The sequence below is a fragment of the Acinetobacter sp. YH01007 genome, assembly GCF_013420425.1.
Classification (GTDB): domain Bacteria; phylum Pseudomonadota; class Gammaproteobacteria; order Pseudomonadales; family Moraxellaceae; genus Acinetobacter; species Acinetobacter towneri.
On record NZ_VOYC01000021.1, the window covers coordinates 1 to 14981 of the forward strand.

Consider the following 14981-nt stretch of genomic DNA (forward strand, 5'->3'; position numbering starts at 1 on the left):
GCCGAGTCGTAAAGCTCAGAAAGCTAGCAATGAACAAAGAAATTTAAATCCTGTTCTTGACTCTTGCAGTTAAAAACAGGACATTTTAAATGGTTTATCGCATAGACATTTTAATTGGTGAATAACACACAAAAATCAAAAATGGGAGCCTTAAGCTCGCATTTTTATTGTATTTTTTTGAAAATTTCGTATAACGCCCATTATGTTAAATAGAATAGAATTTGAACGATAAAAAATTAACAGTCATACATTATCATTAACAAATAATAGGGGACATTTTTTATGGGTGATAAATTGAAAGAAATACCAGCACTTACTGGGTGTTTTATTGCGGGTACTCTAGTGCGTGTACAGAGGGATCTAAATTTACCACGGAGAATTTGGAAAAAAATCGAAGATATACAGGTAGGTGATCTAGTTTTTGATCCTAGACAGTATCGTGGACAACAAATCCCTCTAAATTCTTGAAATATTTCTGTTCAAAGGCTTCTGGGCTTAAACAGCCGTTTGCAGAATGTCTTCTGATTCGATTGTAATAAATCTCAATATAGTCAAACAAGACAGCATTCGCTTCTTTTCGAGTGGCAAATACACTGCCATGGACCACATGAACTTTCAATGTATGAAAGAAGCTTTCGGTCACTGCATTATCCCAGCAGTTTCCCCTGCGTGACATACTTTGAACGCAGTTATTCGTCAATAATAGCGCCCTAAAATCACGACTACAGTACTGTGAGCCTTGGTCCGAATGTACCATGACACCCATTGGATACCCCTGACGAGCCATTGCATAATGAAACGCATCACATACCAATTGACGGTCTATTCGATAGCTGGTTTGCCAACCGACAATACGACGGCTGAATAGATCCAGCATCACACATAAATACAGCCAACCTTGCTTAGTACGGATATAGGTAATATCTGTTGTCCAGATCTTATTGGGTTCATTGACCGTAAATTGACGATCTAACAAGTTAGGTGCTGTAGGCAAACGATGGTTTGAATCAGTCGTATGCTTGTATTTACGTGCAATCCTGCTACGTAAACCAAGCTTTTTAAGCATTCTTCCAACGGTTCGTTCGCTCATGCTGTAACCTAAATCATGCATGTCATGTACCAATGAAGGTGCACCCAATCGTGCATGATGCTGCCAATATACGGCTTTTAAATCATTATATTTCTGCGCTAGATTGGTCTGGCGCTTTCGCCAGGCATAATAGCCTGAAGTGCTGACACCCAGGCATTTACAGACAGAAGATACAGTGACTTCATTCACATCCAGATCTTGAATTACCGTGTACTTTTCTTGGCATGATCTGTCAGAAAGTACACATGCGCTTTTTTTAAGATGTCATTGACTTCCCTAAGCTGTTTGACTTCTTTCTCTAATTCCAATATCCGCTGTTGTTCTGGTGAAAGTTGACGTTTGCTTGAACCCACTGGATTGGCTTCACGAATCCATTTGTCTAAAGTTGAATAACCCACACCTAATTTCTGGGCGATTGCAGCTGTAGGCTCGTGTGAGTTTGAAAGTGCATAATCAATTGCTTGCTGTTTAAATTTGGGATTAAAACGTTTGGCCATTTCTTGGATCTCCAAAGTTAACGTTACGTTATCTTTAGAGGGAAGTACTGTCCATTATTTTGGCTAGGATCAACATGATGAAATAGCTCTCTTAAAATCAAAGGTTCAGCTTGATCAAATGCAATATCCCTAGTCTGAACGATCTGCTTCAAGAATTTATTCACATTGTTGTCGATATGAGTGACTGTGATCTCCTGCCAGATACTAGGCACAATCAGGGCTAAAGGACGTATTTTATAAAAATGAGAGGCAATATTAATCCCATACGGATCAAGATCACCATAAAATGCCAACAAGCAGTTATCCGATACTTGTTCTAATAATTTAACTACTGTTTTAATGTTGGCCCCATGCCCACGATAGACAAACAGGCTCGACTGCCACTCAAGAGGCAACTGCATATACCAATCAAATACCCTATTCATCATGGCACCATTTTCAATAATAATGATGCGCTGTATCGATTGTATGTCATCCCTGGATGAATTTGGTCAAAAGTGAGACGATAAATATCCTCAAATCAGTAAATCATGGCTTGCCAACTGGTCGAATCTCAACACGTTCTTTGCCTATCCAATGGACATTCGCAAGGCGATTTATACCACCAATGCAATTGAATCCTTGAACAGTGTCATTCGCCATGCCACCAAGAAAAGAAAAATCTTCCCAACCGATGAATCTGTGAAAAAAGTGGTATATTTAGCGATTATGGCAGCAAGCAAAAAATGGACGATGCCCATTCAGAATTGGAAAGCTGCCATGAATCGTTTTAGTATCATGTTTGATGAACGTGTAACCAAGTATTTTTAAAACCACATTTACACAGAATTATTTACACCCTCATTAAATAGTGTAATTATCAGTAGATACCAAATTTACAATCTTCAATGGCTTGCATTTTTTTAGTAGTTGACTCAGCCAACGTTTTACGTTGCTCTTGAATTGCAGGGTCACGAGTAAAAATAGGTAGTTCTTTAACTTTAGTCCGATATTCTGTTTCAATTTCATGACACACTTTAATATTTTCTATTGTTTTATTGACAAAATTTTCATCTACTTTTTTGTACTGATTTTTAGAAATACGTAATGTTTGACCATCATCAGATAAATGTAAGGGCATAGCAGCTAAACCATTATTAACCGCTAAAGTATCATCTTTTTTTTCCAATACGAGAGAACTTCCCTCTTTACCATTCACCACATTACTACGAGCAACCACATTTTCTTTAAGAATATAACTATCTTTACCCTCTTTAAAAATTTGCATAATGCGCTTTCCTTGCACATTTTCTAATTGCCAGTAGCCAACCATTTTGTCATGTTTATTACCACAAGCTGATAAAAAAACCGTCGACATTGATAATAAGATTACTAACTTTTTCATAAGTAAACCTCTGAAAATAATAAAGATTCTTCTAAGCACAACTTTTTATAACTATCACTAGTCGTTTTTAGGTTAAACTGAAATATATCAAAAAATAAATAAAATACATACATTTATTTTTAATTGAATTATTTCAAGTGGAAACTACACCCCAAATTTGCTAAATAGGTTTTCCAGCGTTTCAGTTATACAATGTTTTATGAGATCTGGACTAAATTCAACAGCATCATGAAAAGTTAGAACAACAAAATATCCGAAACTATTCCCAAAAGATGTCAAACAGGAAGCCCATTTGAAACTTTACTTAATGGAAAACGAATTTGGGCTGATAAGAATTTAGCCCAAATTTAACCTGACAGGCACAATAAAAAACGGGGAACTGTCAGATCAGTTTTGAGCTAGTATAAGTGAAGGGTTGTCCTTGTTAGCAGCAGTGTAAAAATGCCCCCTTGGTTATGGTTAATATAGCGGTCTTTTTGAACACTATCTGTACCCTATTCTTTTGAACTGGAAAGCTCTTCAGCCAACTGCTCAGCCTGTTCCAATACAGTTTCTGTAGCCAATAAAGCCATATCAGGTGGATAGCCATACTTCTTCAGCAATCTCTTCACGATGACTCTTAACTTTGCTCTAGCAGCTTCCTTGATCGTCCAATCCAAAGTCACATTCTTACGAATAGAATCAGTGAGTACGACTGCAAGTTCTCTCAATATGTCTTTCTGCATCAATTCTCGAGCACTGTCATTGTCTGCTACTGCTGAGTAGAACGCATATTCGTATTCAGTCAGGTTGAGTTCTTCAGCCAGTTTGTCTGACTCCTGAATTGTCTTAGCTAACTTGATCAGTTCATCAATGACTTCTGCTGCAGTAAGTACCTTGTTCTGATAACCCTTAATTGCTGAACTCAACATATCCATGAGCTTCTTACCTTGGGTGACACTGCGTTGCTCTCGTACCTTAATCTCATCACCAAGTAACTTCTTAAGTGTTTCAAGCGCAATGTTCTTATGCTTATAGTCTTTCATCTCCTGCATAAACTCATCAGAGAGAATCGAGATATCTGGTTTCTGAATCCCTGCAGCATCGAAGATATCTACCACTTGCTCTGTGACTAGAGCTTGGTCAATGGTTTGCTTTACCTTGGCTTCAAGCTCAGCATTACTTAAGCCAGAAATCTTGCCTGTACCATCACTAAACTTAGCAAGACGTGCTTTGACTGCTTGGAAGAATGCCACCACTGGTGCAGCTTCCATAGCATGTGGATGAGGTACAGCTAATGCGAATGCCTGTGACATCGCTGTGACTGCTGTCAGGAAGCGAGTCTTCCCTTCTCCTTGATCTACACCAAGGATATGCTCTTCCGCTTCTAAAATGATGTTGAGCTTACGAGAAGTATCTGCAGTGAAGTACTCTTGGTAGTTGAAGCCATGCAAAATGCCATCAAGCACTTCTAGCTTTTCTTGCAGGATCGTTGCAGCTTCATCCTGCACCAATGCAGGATCACCTTTACCACCTGCTTCTGAGTAAAACGATAAGGCTTCTTTCAAGTCAGATGCGATACCAAGATAGTCCACAACCAAGCCACCAGCCTTGTCTTTGTAGACACGGTTGACTCGTGCAATCGCTTGCATGAGGTTGTGACCTTTCATTGGTTTGTCGATGTAAAGGGTGTGCATACTTGGGGCATCGAAACCAGTCAGCCACATATCACGAACAATAACGAGTTTGAGCTTATCATCATTGTCTTTCATACGATCTGCTAAGCGTTGGCGCTGTTGCTTGGTAGTGTGATGTTTAGCAATCACCTCACCATCTGAAGCTGAGGCAGTCATCACAACTTTGATTACACCATCATTCAGATCATCACTGTGCCACTCTGGTTTGATCTTTACAATCTCGTTGTAAAGGTCTACAGCGATCCTGCGAGACATGCTGACGATCATGCCTTTGCCTTGGTTTGCATTGGCTTTAAGACGCTGCTCAAAGTGTTCTACGATGTCCTTTGCAATGGCTTTGATACGTTCTTTACTGCCGATCAAACCTTCGACTCTTGCCCACTTCGCACGTTCTTTTTGAGTTTGGTTTAAGTCATCTTCAGTAAACTGGTCATCAAAGTCTTCAATCAGCTCTTTGCCTTCCTCACTGATGGCAATCTTAGCTAGGCGGCTTTCATAGAAGATACGAACAGTTGCACCATCCTCCACTGCTTGCGAGATGTCATAGATATCTACATAGTTCCCGAAGACTGCAGGTGTGTTTACATCCGTCTTCTCAATTGGTGTTCCTGTGAAACCAAGGTAAGTAGCATTAGGAAGTGCATCACGCATGTACTTGGCAAAACCATAGACAGTACGTTTACCGACAACCTTGCCATCTTCATCTTTGACATCGACTTCCTTGGCATTAAAGCCATACTGAGAACGATGTGCTTCATCTGCAATCACGACAATGTTGGTTCGGTCTGACAGTTGCTCGTAGACGCTAGTGCCATCATCCGGTTGGAACTTTTGGATGGTGGTGAAGATCACGCCACCTGAACCCACCTTGAGTAACTCTTTGAGTTCTTCTCGGCTGTCTGCTTGTCGTGGTGTTTGTCTAAGGAGTTGGCTTGATGCAGCGAATGTACCAAAGAGCTGATCATCTAGATCATTACGATCTGTGATCACAACGACTGTTGGATTATCCAAAGCCAAGACAATCTTGCCTGTGTAGAAAACCATAGACAAAGACTTACCTGAGCCTTGGGTATGCCATACCACACCGGCTTTCTTGTCACCGACTGCTTGTTGCTGTACCAATTCGAGCTTACTTCTACCTTGATGTTGCATGGCAACTTCTGCTGATTTCGAGTCCGAGTTCACTGCAGACGCACGAATAGTCGAGAGGACTGCTGCATTCACTGCATAGTACTGATGATATGCAGCCATCTTCTTGATGGTCTTAATGGTGATTAAGCCATTGGTATCCTCGTGCTTCGTTGATTCATAGACAATGAAGTGTCGAATCATGTCGAGTAGTGTGACTGGATTCAGTAAACCATGAATCAGGACTTCTAGCTGTGCTTGTGTCTTCTTGGCTTTGGTTTGACCATTGTTTGTCTTCCACGCCATGTAGCGACTGTAGTCTGCTGAGACAGTACCTGCTTTCGCCTCTAAACCATCAGAGATGACGTTGAAAGCATTGTAGGTAAACAAGCTAGGGATTTGGCTTTGATAGGTCTGTATTTGCTTGTATGCGCCTTCTACAGTGGCATTCTCGTCTGTTGCATTCTTGAGTTCAATGACCACCAAGGGTAAGCCATTCACATACAAGATAATGTCTGGTCGTCTTGTCCAGCGATCTTCTTTGATGGTTACTTGATTGACGACAAGGAATTCGTTATTGGTTGGATTCTCAAAGTCAATCAACCAAGCATACTCACCTTGAGTGTTACCCTCTTTGCTCACCTCAATGTTAATGCCCTCAGTGAGCAGTCGGTGGAATGCTTGGTTATTACTGAGTAGATCAGGGGATTGAATATTGGTGACTTGCTTTAGTGCTTCAGTACATTTGTCTTGGCTTAAATGAGGATTTAAGCGTTGTAATGCATCAAGCACTTTGTCTTCCAAGATGACCTGCTTATAGCTTCGTAGAGGGTTAGTGCCCTTCGATTCAATCTCAGGTCCATACACATAGGTATAGCCCAATCCCTCTAGTTGCTCTATCGCCATCAGCTCAATGTCTGATTCGGTCATCTTAGTCACTTGATTATTTCCCCCTAAACTTATCCATATAACCTGGACTCATTAATTTTTTATATGATGTAAAGCTAAGAAACCTTATTCATCGTCCTGCACGTTATAGCCATACTTCTGCACAGCATTCTCAATAGCGCCCTCAAACTTATGGCAAACATATAGATAGAGTTCAGCATCTACCATCAGTACTCCAGGAACACCTAAACCATCATTGAGTGGAATCAGAGTCTTTTGTGAACCAATCTGAACTGTTGGTCGTTGGTATGAGCAATTCACAGTGACTTTATGTGGCGATCTATTCCAGTCAATTTTCTTGGCTTCCCACTCACGACTACCGCCCAGCAAGGTGACTTGAATCTTGGATTCAGTCGCTGTCTTATTCAGTTGTTTGTAAGAGACAAACTTGGCGACTGAACAAGGAGAGTGATAACAGGTTTCTATGACTTTACCTTTTTGTATGCCGCTATGATTGAATTTAGCCGGTGCTGCTTGAACGGTTGCAGCAAAGCTAACTACAGCAATCAAGCCAAATCCCATTTGAATCATGCGCTTTATCATTCTGTTTTTCCTCTTTGTTCTCTTTTACTTAATCCATCGGCACAGCGATCTTATTCACTTTCCAACTCAAACCATCACGAACCATTTTGACAGTGACGGCTTTGGAATCATTTGGATGTTGGATCACAACCTCAAAGTCACTGAATGAGGTATAGCGAGTTTTGTACTCTGCTTGATCTTCTTCTTTGGTTTCTGTTGTTGATGCTCCCTGTGATGAATGTGCTGCATCTTTAAGGTCTTTGCCTTGCATCATCATGGTCATCCCTTCAGGTGTGACAAAACCATCAATCATCTTGTCTACCATGGTAGATGCAAGCATGGCACCTAGTGCTGCGAAACCATCATCTTTATGGGTTGCCATCTCTTTCATCATCATGGCATTCATTTGATCTTTGAAGCTCTGACGCACACTTGGATAGTCGATGTACTTGGACACCTTTTCGCTATCACCTACTTGTGCAGCATTCTTGATGTTATTGATGGCAATGTATGGCGAAGCATACAAGTAGCCACAGATCACTACGACTAAGGCAATGATTGCCCCTATAATTTTTTTATTCAATTCAGCCCCCTGAATGTAAAAAAGGTGAAGCCATCAAATGACTTCACCTCAAATGTTATGCAACTTCTTCTGTTTGGTATTGGACTCTGACTTCGCCGCTCATCAGCTTAGGAAGCAAGGTATCTCGTAGTTGTTCAAGTGTTTGGATTTGCTTCTTGTTAGATGAAACCTTTTGCATCGAAGGAGTAATCAACAGCGAATACTCTTCAAGGTAGTCTAAACTTGGAGTCTTAAAAGAGATATTTAACATATCTTCTGGCTTAACCCTTTGATGACTGCCACTGGTTCCCGAAGCACTCATTGCTAATTCATCAATAACATCTCTTGAATTGAATAAGCTATACAAGAACATTAAATGAGATCCTACTTTAGGCTTCAAATTCTGAAACTCTGTTGAACATACATAATTATCTTTGACATCAGTTAATAACCATATACGAGGCACTCTTGGATTCAGCTTTGAGACTAAAATTGAGTTCTCACATACTCTGTACTTATTACTCAGAATTTCCGCACCCAATTCAATAGTAGGCTTTTCTCCTGAATCAAAAGCAGGCAAACTAAAATGATAGTATGTCTTAAGAGGATCTTTTGATGGGTTCACATTGTCTTTGATATGAGTAGCTATATCACTTACTAGTAAATCATCCCAATCCTCTTTCGCTTCCTCAATAAACCATTGACGAAACAGTGTTTCAGCCATGGCTTCCAAAGTCTTGTTCTGACAGTGCAGTAAGTCGATCTTGTCATCTAATGATGAAAGGATTGAGGCTATGGCTTTTTGTTCAGGGAGAGACGGAAAGCATATCTCTTCTTGATGAACATCATTACGGTTAACTCCAGGCACCGCACTTTTGTCACTAAATTTTTCCCAATCCAATGTTTGCAAAAAGTAGTAGATGAACTTTTTGTCATTCCCCTTAAAGTCGTTTACATAAAGAGATGTGTTTAATGGCCAAAATGGTACATCACTGAAAAAAACTGAACCAATGGTTCCATATCGGCCCGTCACAACACCTGATTCATTTACTTTGGCTTCATTATGAAAATCAGCAAAACCTGAAGAAGCAATGATGGGAACACTACCAGAAACACGAGATTGCTTTGGTAAGTCATAACCACGTTTTAGGGTAAAGAAGCTATCTAATCGCCCAACCTGCCACTCACTCATACAACCACCTTTGCTAAGTTCTCAGCAATGGCTTGGTTTAGCTTGGCTTCCTCAGCAAGCTGTGCTTCAAACTCTGCCTTTAAGCTTGTAAAGCGTACCTTGAAGTCGAACTCATCTTCATCATCAGCTAAACCAACATAACGACCTGGCGTCAGTACATAATCAAGCTCAGCGACTTTCTCAAGTGGTACAGATGCACAGAAGCCTGCAACATCCTCATACTCACCACCCTTGTTACGCCAATTGTGGTAAGTGTCTGTGATGAGCTTAATATCTTCATCAGACAAGACTTTGGTTCTGCGGTTAATCAGATGACCTAGGTTACGAGCATCAATGAACAGAATCTCATTGCTACGATCTTGGTATTGGCTTGAGTTAACACGGTCACGACGCATAAACCATAAAGCAGCAGGAATCTGTGTGTTCAGGAACAGCTTGGCAGGTAGGTTCACAATACAGTCGATGACATTGGCTTCTGAAACCAAGGCTTTACGAATCTCACCTTCACCACTGGTCTTAGAGGTTAATGCACCTTTAGCAAGCACAACGCCTGCCTGACCTTTAGGACTCATGTGATACAAGAAGTGTTGCATCCATGCGAAGTTCGCATTGCCTGCAGGTGGTGTACCTAGAGACCAACGAGCATCACCCACTAACTGCTCACCGCTCCAATCAGAGACGTTGAATGGTGGATTAGCAATGATGTAATCCGCTTTCAGGTCTTTGTGTGCATCATTCAGGAATGAACCCTCAGAGTTCCATTTCACATGCTCTGAGTTAATGCCACGAATGGCTAAGTTCATCTTGGCCAAACGCCAAGTTGTCTGGTTACTTTCTTGACCATAGATGGAGATGTCGTCCACTAAACCCTGATGCGATTCTACGAATTTCTCAGACTGTACGAACATACCACCTGAACCACAGCAAGGATCGAATACACGTCCTTTGTATGGCTCTAGCATTTCAACCAATAAGCTCACGATGGATTTAGGCGTGTAGAACTGCCCACCTTGCTTACCTTCAGCTAAAGCGAACTCACCTAGGAAGTACTCGAATACGTGTCCTAAAACGTCGGCAGAGCGATCTTTTGCATCACCTAGGGCAATGTTACCAATGAGGTCTATCAGCTCACCTAGGCTCGTAGGATCGAGATTTTGACGTGCATAGACTTTAGGTAGTACACCTTTGAGCTGAGGGTTCTCATTCTCAATGGCTTCCATTGCATCGTCTACAATCTTACCAATGGTGACTTGCTTTGCTTGGTTTAACAGGTATGACCAACGTGCGATCTCAGGAACGAAGAAGACGTTGTATGCAGTGTATTCATCACGATCTTCAGGATCAGCTCCTGCAAACTCTCCCTCACCTTCAACCAATAGGTTGTAGTGAGCTTCAAATGAGTCAGAGATGTACTTGAGGAAGATCAAACCAAGGACTACATGCTTGTACTCAGCAGCATCAATGTTCTTACGAAGTTTGTCTGCAGCTTTCCAAAGAATGACCTCAATGGGTTCTTGTTTGGTTTGCTTTGGAGTACGTGCCATGGAATTGTCCTGCAATGAATAGGTTATCTAGTTTTAGTTAAACCAATAGTACCCAATAATACGCTCGTGTGTAAGTATTGATACGTCATTTCTTGTCGTACAATTTAAGTATTAAAAAAGTGTAGCAAGTTGCTACACTTTTCAGACTAATCACAAACCCCACTTTAGCGATCGTTAAAGTGGGGGTATTTTCTAAACTTCTATCGCTTATTCATAGTGATTTATTTTTAAGCGTATTGATGGCTAAAAAATACAATAAAAATTAACTTCGATAAGTGCAAGGCGATTTTCTTCAAGTTTTGTGCTGTAACTGACAGTAAACATTGCTGCGTTACTTGCATAACAGAGACCCTGTAATTATTTTGCAACGGCAAAATTCGTTCAACAGTCTCCTTATCGGGACAATATAGATGCGCGACACGTTCATGAATGATATTGAGATCAATCGCTTTGTCTATTTTACGTATAAGATAATTTTTAGGAATAAACTCTTCTAGCGTAACCATATCAATTTCAGTTTGGGTGGTATAATTTTTCGCATGTGATAATTATAAAAAATTCTCACGTAAGTGTGAGAGTTTTATGAGCAAACTGAAAAGTGTAGCAAGTTGCTACACTTTTTCACTTTTCTGAATAAGCTGTTTTAAAAAATCTTCTAGTTGTAAAAGACTAGCTTCATCAATTTCTGAAATTTTAAGAGAGATATTGAGCTGTTTTTGATTCAGTTTGATATTTCCAGCAACCTTACCATCATATTCGATTTTTCTTACCACTGATGTCGTGGTTACTTTTTCTGGATCTTGACTCAATAGTTTTTCAGCATAAGAAGTAACTTTGCTTTGCTCCAGTTTTTTTTCTTTTAATTTCTCCCAAGCACCGAGTAAAGCTGTTTCCGCCTCCGAAAGTTGCTCTATATGATCCGATAAAAATTTCTTGAACGCTGTTGCAGCAGTACGACCGACTAGACCTGGCTCCAAATCCAGGTCATTCAACATTGCTTTAGGCAGCTTTTCATACGATAGATATTTGTACATATCTTCGCGATTTAAACCCAATGAATTAGCTAAACGTTGCTTGTTCTTCTTCAACTTTTCATCAAGTGAGTTCAAACCAATAAAAATTTCATAATCTGTCAGATCTTGACGCTTTAAATTTTCAGCTAGGGTTAACAAAGATGCTTCTTCATCATTAGCATCAATGATAATGGCTTCAATCACCGACTTGCCGAGTAATTGATGCGCCCGTAAGCGTCGCTCGCCTGCAATCAGTTCATATTTCAGATTATCAAGTTTACGCACTGTAATGGGCTGCAAAAGGCCGATTTCATTAATAGAATCCGCCAGTTCTTTTAATTGAGAATCTTCAAATACTTTACGCGGTTGGTTGGGACTGCGACTGATATCCTCAATAGGAACATTACGTCTAAATTCTTTTAGCTCTTTAATATTGTCTTTCTGTGCTTGCTGATGTTTTTCTGTATTTTGTTTCAATTTTTGAGCTAAAAGCTCTTTAGTGCTTGCCATAATACTCTCAGGTTTAAACTTTCGCTACAATTTCATAAGCAAGGCTTTCAAAAGCCTTACGTACTTTTGAATTTTTTTCTACTTTCAAAAGTGGCTGTTGCAGAATTGCTGCTTGATTAACTTTAGTACTTTGAGGAATGGTAGTTTGTAAAATTTTTCCAACCTGTTTTAAAGCTTCATCCCGAATCAATTTACAAACATTCTGACGTTCATCATGTTTAATCAGTAAAGCGCCTAAAAGCTCTAAATCTGGATTAATACGTTTTATCTTTTCAAGATGGTTTAAAAGATCTGTTACCCCATACAGTCCATATTGTGATCCAGATTCGATAGGGATAATGACATGTGTTGATGATGCTAAGGCATTACTGGTTAATAGTTTAAGACTAGGTGGGCAATCAATTAATATGAAGTCGTAAAGATCTTTTAACAGTTCTAGCTTGATGCTTAATTCTTCTGAAGGACGAGGAGCTTCTTCTTTAAGCTGGTCTTCAGTTTTTCCTAAATTTAATGAGCCATAAATTAATGATACTTTTTCAAAGTTTGTTTCTTCTTGTAATGCATCAGCTAATAATGAAATATCACCAACGAGTAATTCTGCTGAAGTAACAACAATTTCGCTTGGATGTTGGATCCCAATGTGTAAACTTGCGTTTGCTTGAGGATCTAAATCAATGACTAAAACTTTATTGCCAAGATTTGCAAGTTCAGAGGCTAGATGTACAACGGTCGTTGTTTTGCCACATCCACCTTTGTGGTTAGCAACCGTAATAATTTTTGCAGACATACGTGTCAGATGCTTCCGTATTTGAATGTTTAACAATATAAATAACTTTCACTCATCATACTATAGTTTTTAAATTTATAAATCTTATTTATTTAGGTGTAAAACAACTTAAAAAACTAATTTTTAAATAAGCTAGCTTAATTAATAATTAGTATAATTATTTATTTAGCTAATTAATAATTAAGACTGTTTTTTTGCTATATAAAACAAATGCTTATAAGTTTAAAAGTGGAGGGCTTGTCACCGTAAAGTGGAAGGTTTGTCACTCAAAGGTGGAAGGTCTGTCACTCAAAGGTGGAAGGTCTGTCACTCAAAGGTGGAAGGTCTGTCACCGTAAAGTGGAAAGTTTGTCACAAGAGTGGAAGGTTTGTCACTACTATTTTTAAAAAGGTTATATTTTTTAAAAAACTCTTGCAAAAATAAATACTTAATTTGTTGATAAAGTTGGCTAAACAATCTTTAAGGGTGGAAGGTTTGTCACTATGTGTTAGCACCCTGTGGATAAATTTTTTTTATTGGATATTTCCTGATGATTATCTATTCATTTATACCTTTCAAATCTAATGAAAGGTGGAAGCCTTGTCACATCTAGGTTTCTATCTGACATAGCATACCTAAATTTGGAAGAAATAAGTGAAAATGGGTATTTTGAACTGTTAGTTTAGAGCTAAAGGTGGAAGGTCTGTCACTATATGGTGGAAATAATATATTTCATTCCACTTTAAGGACAATAAATCGTCAAAAATGCATATTTCTGATGACAAGCCTTCCACTCTTAGATTCTTGTGGTGAAAGTCTTGAAAGTTTTTCCACTTTTGTATATAAAAATAGAATTAAATATATAAATATCACGGTTATGACAGAATCAGAATCATTGCAAGAAGAATTGAATCATATTCCTTACTGTATAGGCAATATTCGTCATAATGGCGTTGTTAGCACTAGTAACCGCTTAATTCGCCCAATTGAGTTATCAGCCAATGAATATAAGGCGCTCCTATATGCAATGGCTGTTGCAAATTATAGTGAGAAAAATAGGGTAAATGGTGAAATCACAGAACAAACCTATATTTATCTGTATAAGGATGATTTGGCAGATTTACTAGGATTGAATAAACGCAATTCGATTAATGTTGCAATAGACCGGATTTATAAAGAACTTTCATCTAGGGTGGCTCATTTTATTATTGAGGAACCTACTGATGATGGTAAGAGAAAGACTAAAAAAGTACATTCTGTCGTTCCTATTATCCGTGAGTTAAGATGGGAAGATGATTCTAAAAATGCCATTCAGATTCGTTTTACCAGTGAGGTGTTACCGTATTTCACGCAGTTGGCTGGGGGGAATTTCACCACCTATCAATTGAAACATCTGTTTGCCTTGGATTCTGTTGCTAGTATGAGTCTTTATACGTATTTCATTAAAAATGAATTCAAGTACGCAAGCCAAAAGAGTTATGAAGTCCCAATGCTTTTAGAAAACTTGAAAGCTCTGATTGATATTAATGAAACTAAATATGATCGCTGGGTAGATTTTAGACGCTATGTATTAGATAAAATAGTTGCAGAAATTAACGAAAATACAGATCTACAACTAGAGTATGAAACCATAAAAAAAGGGCGCCCAATTGTGGGGGTGAATTTTAAACTGCATCAGCGTATTACTGATAAAACACTAAATGAAACTGCTGTAATTGAAAAAATTTATCTTGATGTTCCATTTGAAGAGAATGCATTAGTAAAAGAATTGGGGGCAAAATTCGATACGAATGTACGTTCCTGGTACATTTTTAATAATGATGAAAAGTATTCGCAGTTCAAGAAGTGGTTTAAAAAAATTGGTTGTCTCACTGACTCTCAAGCAAATATTGTTATTAATGACACTTTATTCCAAATGGATTTTGCTGAAGTTGGTATGAGCTTGAATGACTTTAAACGTAATATGAAGCATAAACTAAAAAATAATCCGGAATTTGTACAAAGTATTCGTGATAGGCTGAATGATATTTTTGGTAAAGAGCTTGTCTAAGGAAAAGTGTAGCAACTTGCTACACATTTTTTAATGTATCACTGAAGAATTCAAGTACTAAGAAAATTGGATACAAAATATCTGTGTGTATAGCTGAAT

The 14981-nt window shown here is 38.8% G+C and carries 12 protein-coding genes and 1 pseudogene; 2 read left to right on the plus strand and 11 right to left on the minus strand.

The window, feature by feature from the left end; genetic code table 11:
* Positions 1–427: 427 nt before the first annotated feature.
* Positions 428–1587 (minus strand): IS3 family transposase gene (locus FTT74_RS11305; RefSeq protein ID WP_154320140.1). Its coding sequence is split into 2 segments (ribosomal slippage): positions 428–1353 and positions 1353–1587, totalling 1161 coding nucleotides; the frame shifts between segments, so codons are not numbered across the junction.
* A 23-nt stretch (positions 1588–1610) separates the two neighbouring features.
* A complete protein-coding gene (locus FTT74_RS11310) occupies positions 1611–2057 on the minus strand; it encodes a Wadjet anti-phage system protein JetD domain-containing protein (protein ID WP_228291712.1) in 447 nt (148 codons plus the stop codon).
* A 31-nt stretch (positions 2058–2088) separates the two neighbouring features.
* Between FTT74_RS11310 and FTT74_RS11315 the strand changes: the two are divergent.
* Positions 2089–2397: pseudogene (locus FTT74_RS11315) on the plus strand (transposase); the annotation flags it as partial.
* A gap of 49 nt (positions 2398–2446) precedes the next feature.
* Here FTT74_RS11315 and FTT74_RS11320 read toward each other — a convergent pair.
* From FTT74_RS11320 to FTT74_RS11360, 9 genes are all read right to left on the minus strand, one after another.
* Entirely contained in the window at positions 2447–2971 is a 525-nt protein-coding gene (locus tag FTT74_RS11320; protein ID WP_154320138.1) for a hypothetical protein, read from the minus strand.
* Positions 2972–3465: 494 nt separating this feature from the next.
* Positions 3466–6705, minus strand: a complete 3240-nt coding sequence (locus FTT74_RS11325) for a type I restriction endonuclease subunit R (RefSeq protein WP_218944576.1) — start codon at positions 6703–6705, stop codon at positions 3466–3468.
* Positions 6706–6789: 84 nt separating this feature from the next.
* Positions 6790–7266: a hypothetical protein gene (locus FTT74_RS11330; RefSeq protein ID WP_070153126.1), complete on the minus strand. Its 477-nt coding sequence runs from the start codon at positions 7264–7266 to the stop codon at positions 6790–6792.
* A gap of 28 nt (positions 7267–7294) precedes the next feature.
* On the minus strand, positions 7295–7828 hold the full coding sequence (locus FTT74_RS11335) for a DUF2939 domain-containing protein (RefSeq protein ID WP_167846516.1): 534 nt from the start codon (positions 7826–7828) through the stop codon (positions 7295–7297).
* A gap of 55 nt (positions 7829–7883) precedes the next feature.
* Positions 7884–8999 carry a restriction endonuclease subunit S gene (locus FTT74_RS11340; protein ID WP_104915058.1) on the minus strand — a complete coding sequence of 372 codons (1116 nt, stop codon included), beginning with the start codon at positions 8997–8999 and terminating at the stop codon, positions 7884–7886.
* Positions 8996–10543 carry a class I SAM-dependent DNA methyltransferase gene (locus FTT74_RS11345; RefSeq protein ID WP_154320136.1) on the minus strand — a complete coding sequence of 516 codons (1548 nt, stop codon included), beginning with the start codon at positions 10541–10543 and terminating at the stop codon, positions 8996–8998. The genes FTT74_RS11340 and FTT74_RS11345 overlap by 4 nt, the downstream gene beginning before the upstream one ends.
* 227 nt (positions 10544–10770) lie before the next feature.
* On the minus strand, positions 10771–11049 hold the full coding sequence (locus FTT74_RS11350; RefSeq protein WP_070153138.1) for a hypothetical protein: 279 nt from the start codon (positions 11047–11049) through the stop codon (positions 10771–10773).
* A gap of 105 nt (positions 11050–11154) precedes the next feature.
* Positions 11155–12066 (minus strand): ParB/RepB/Spo0J family partition protein, encoded by a 912-nt coding sequence (locus tag FTT74_RS11355; protein ID WP_070153141.1) that lies wholly within the window; start codon positions 12064–12066, stop codon positions 11155–11157.
* A 13-nt stretch (positions 12067–12079) separates the two neighbouring features.
* On the minus strand, positions 12080–12853 hold the full coding sequence (locus tag FTT74_RS11360; RefSeq protein ID WP_094069344.1) for a ParA family protein: 774 nt from the start codon (positions 12851–12853) through the stop codon (positions 12080–12082).
* 856 nt (positions 12854–13709) lie between these two features.
* On the opposite strand from FTT74_RS11360, the gene FTT74_RS11365 reads away from it, so the two are divergent.
* Positions 13710–14882, plus strand: a complete 1173-nt coding sequence (locus FTT74_RS11365) for a replication initiation protein (protein WP_094069347.1) — start codon at positions 13710–13712, stop codon at positions 14880–14882.
* The last annotated feature ends 99 nt before the right edge of the window (positions 14883–14981 follow it).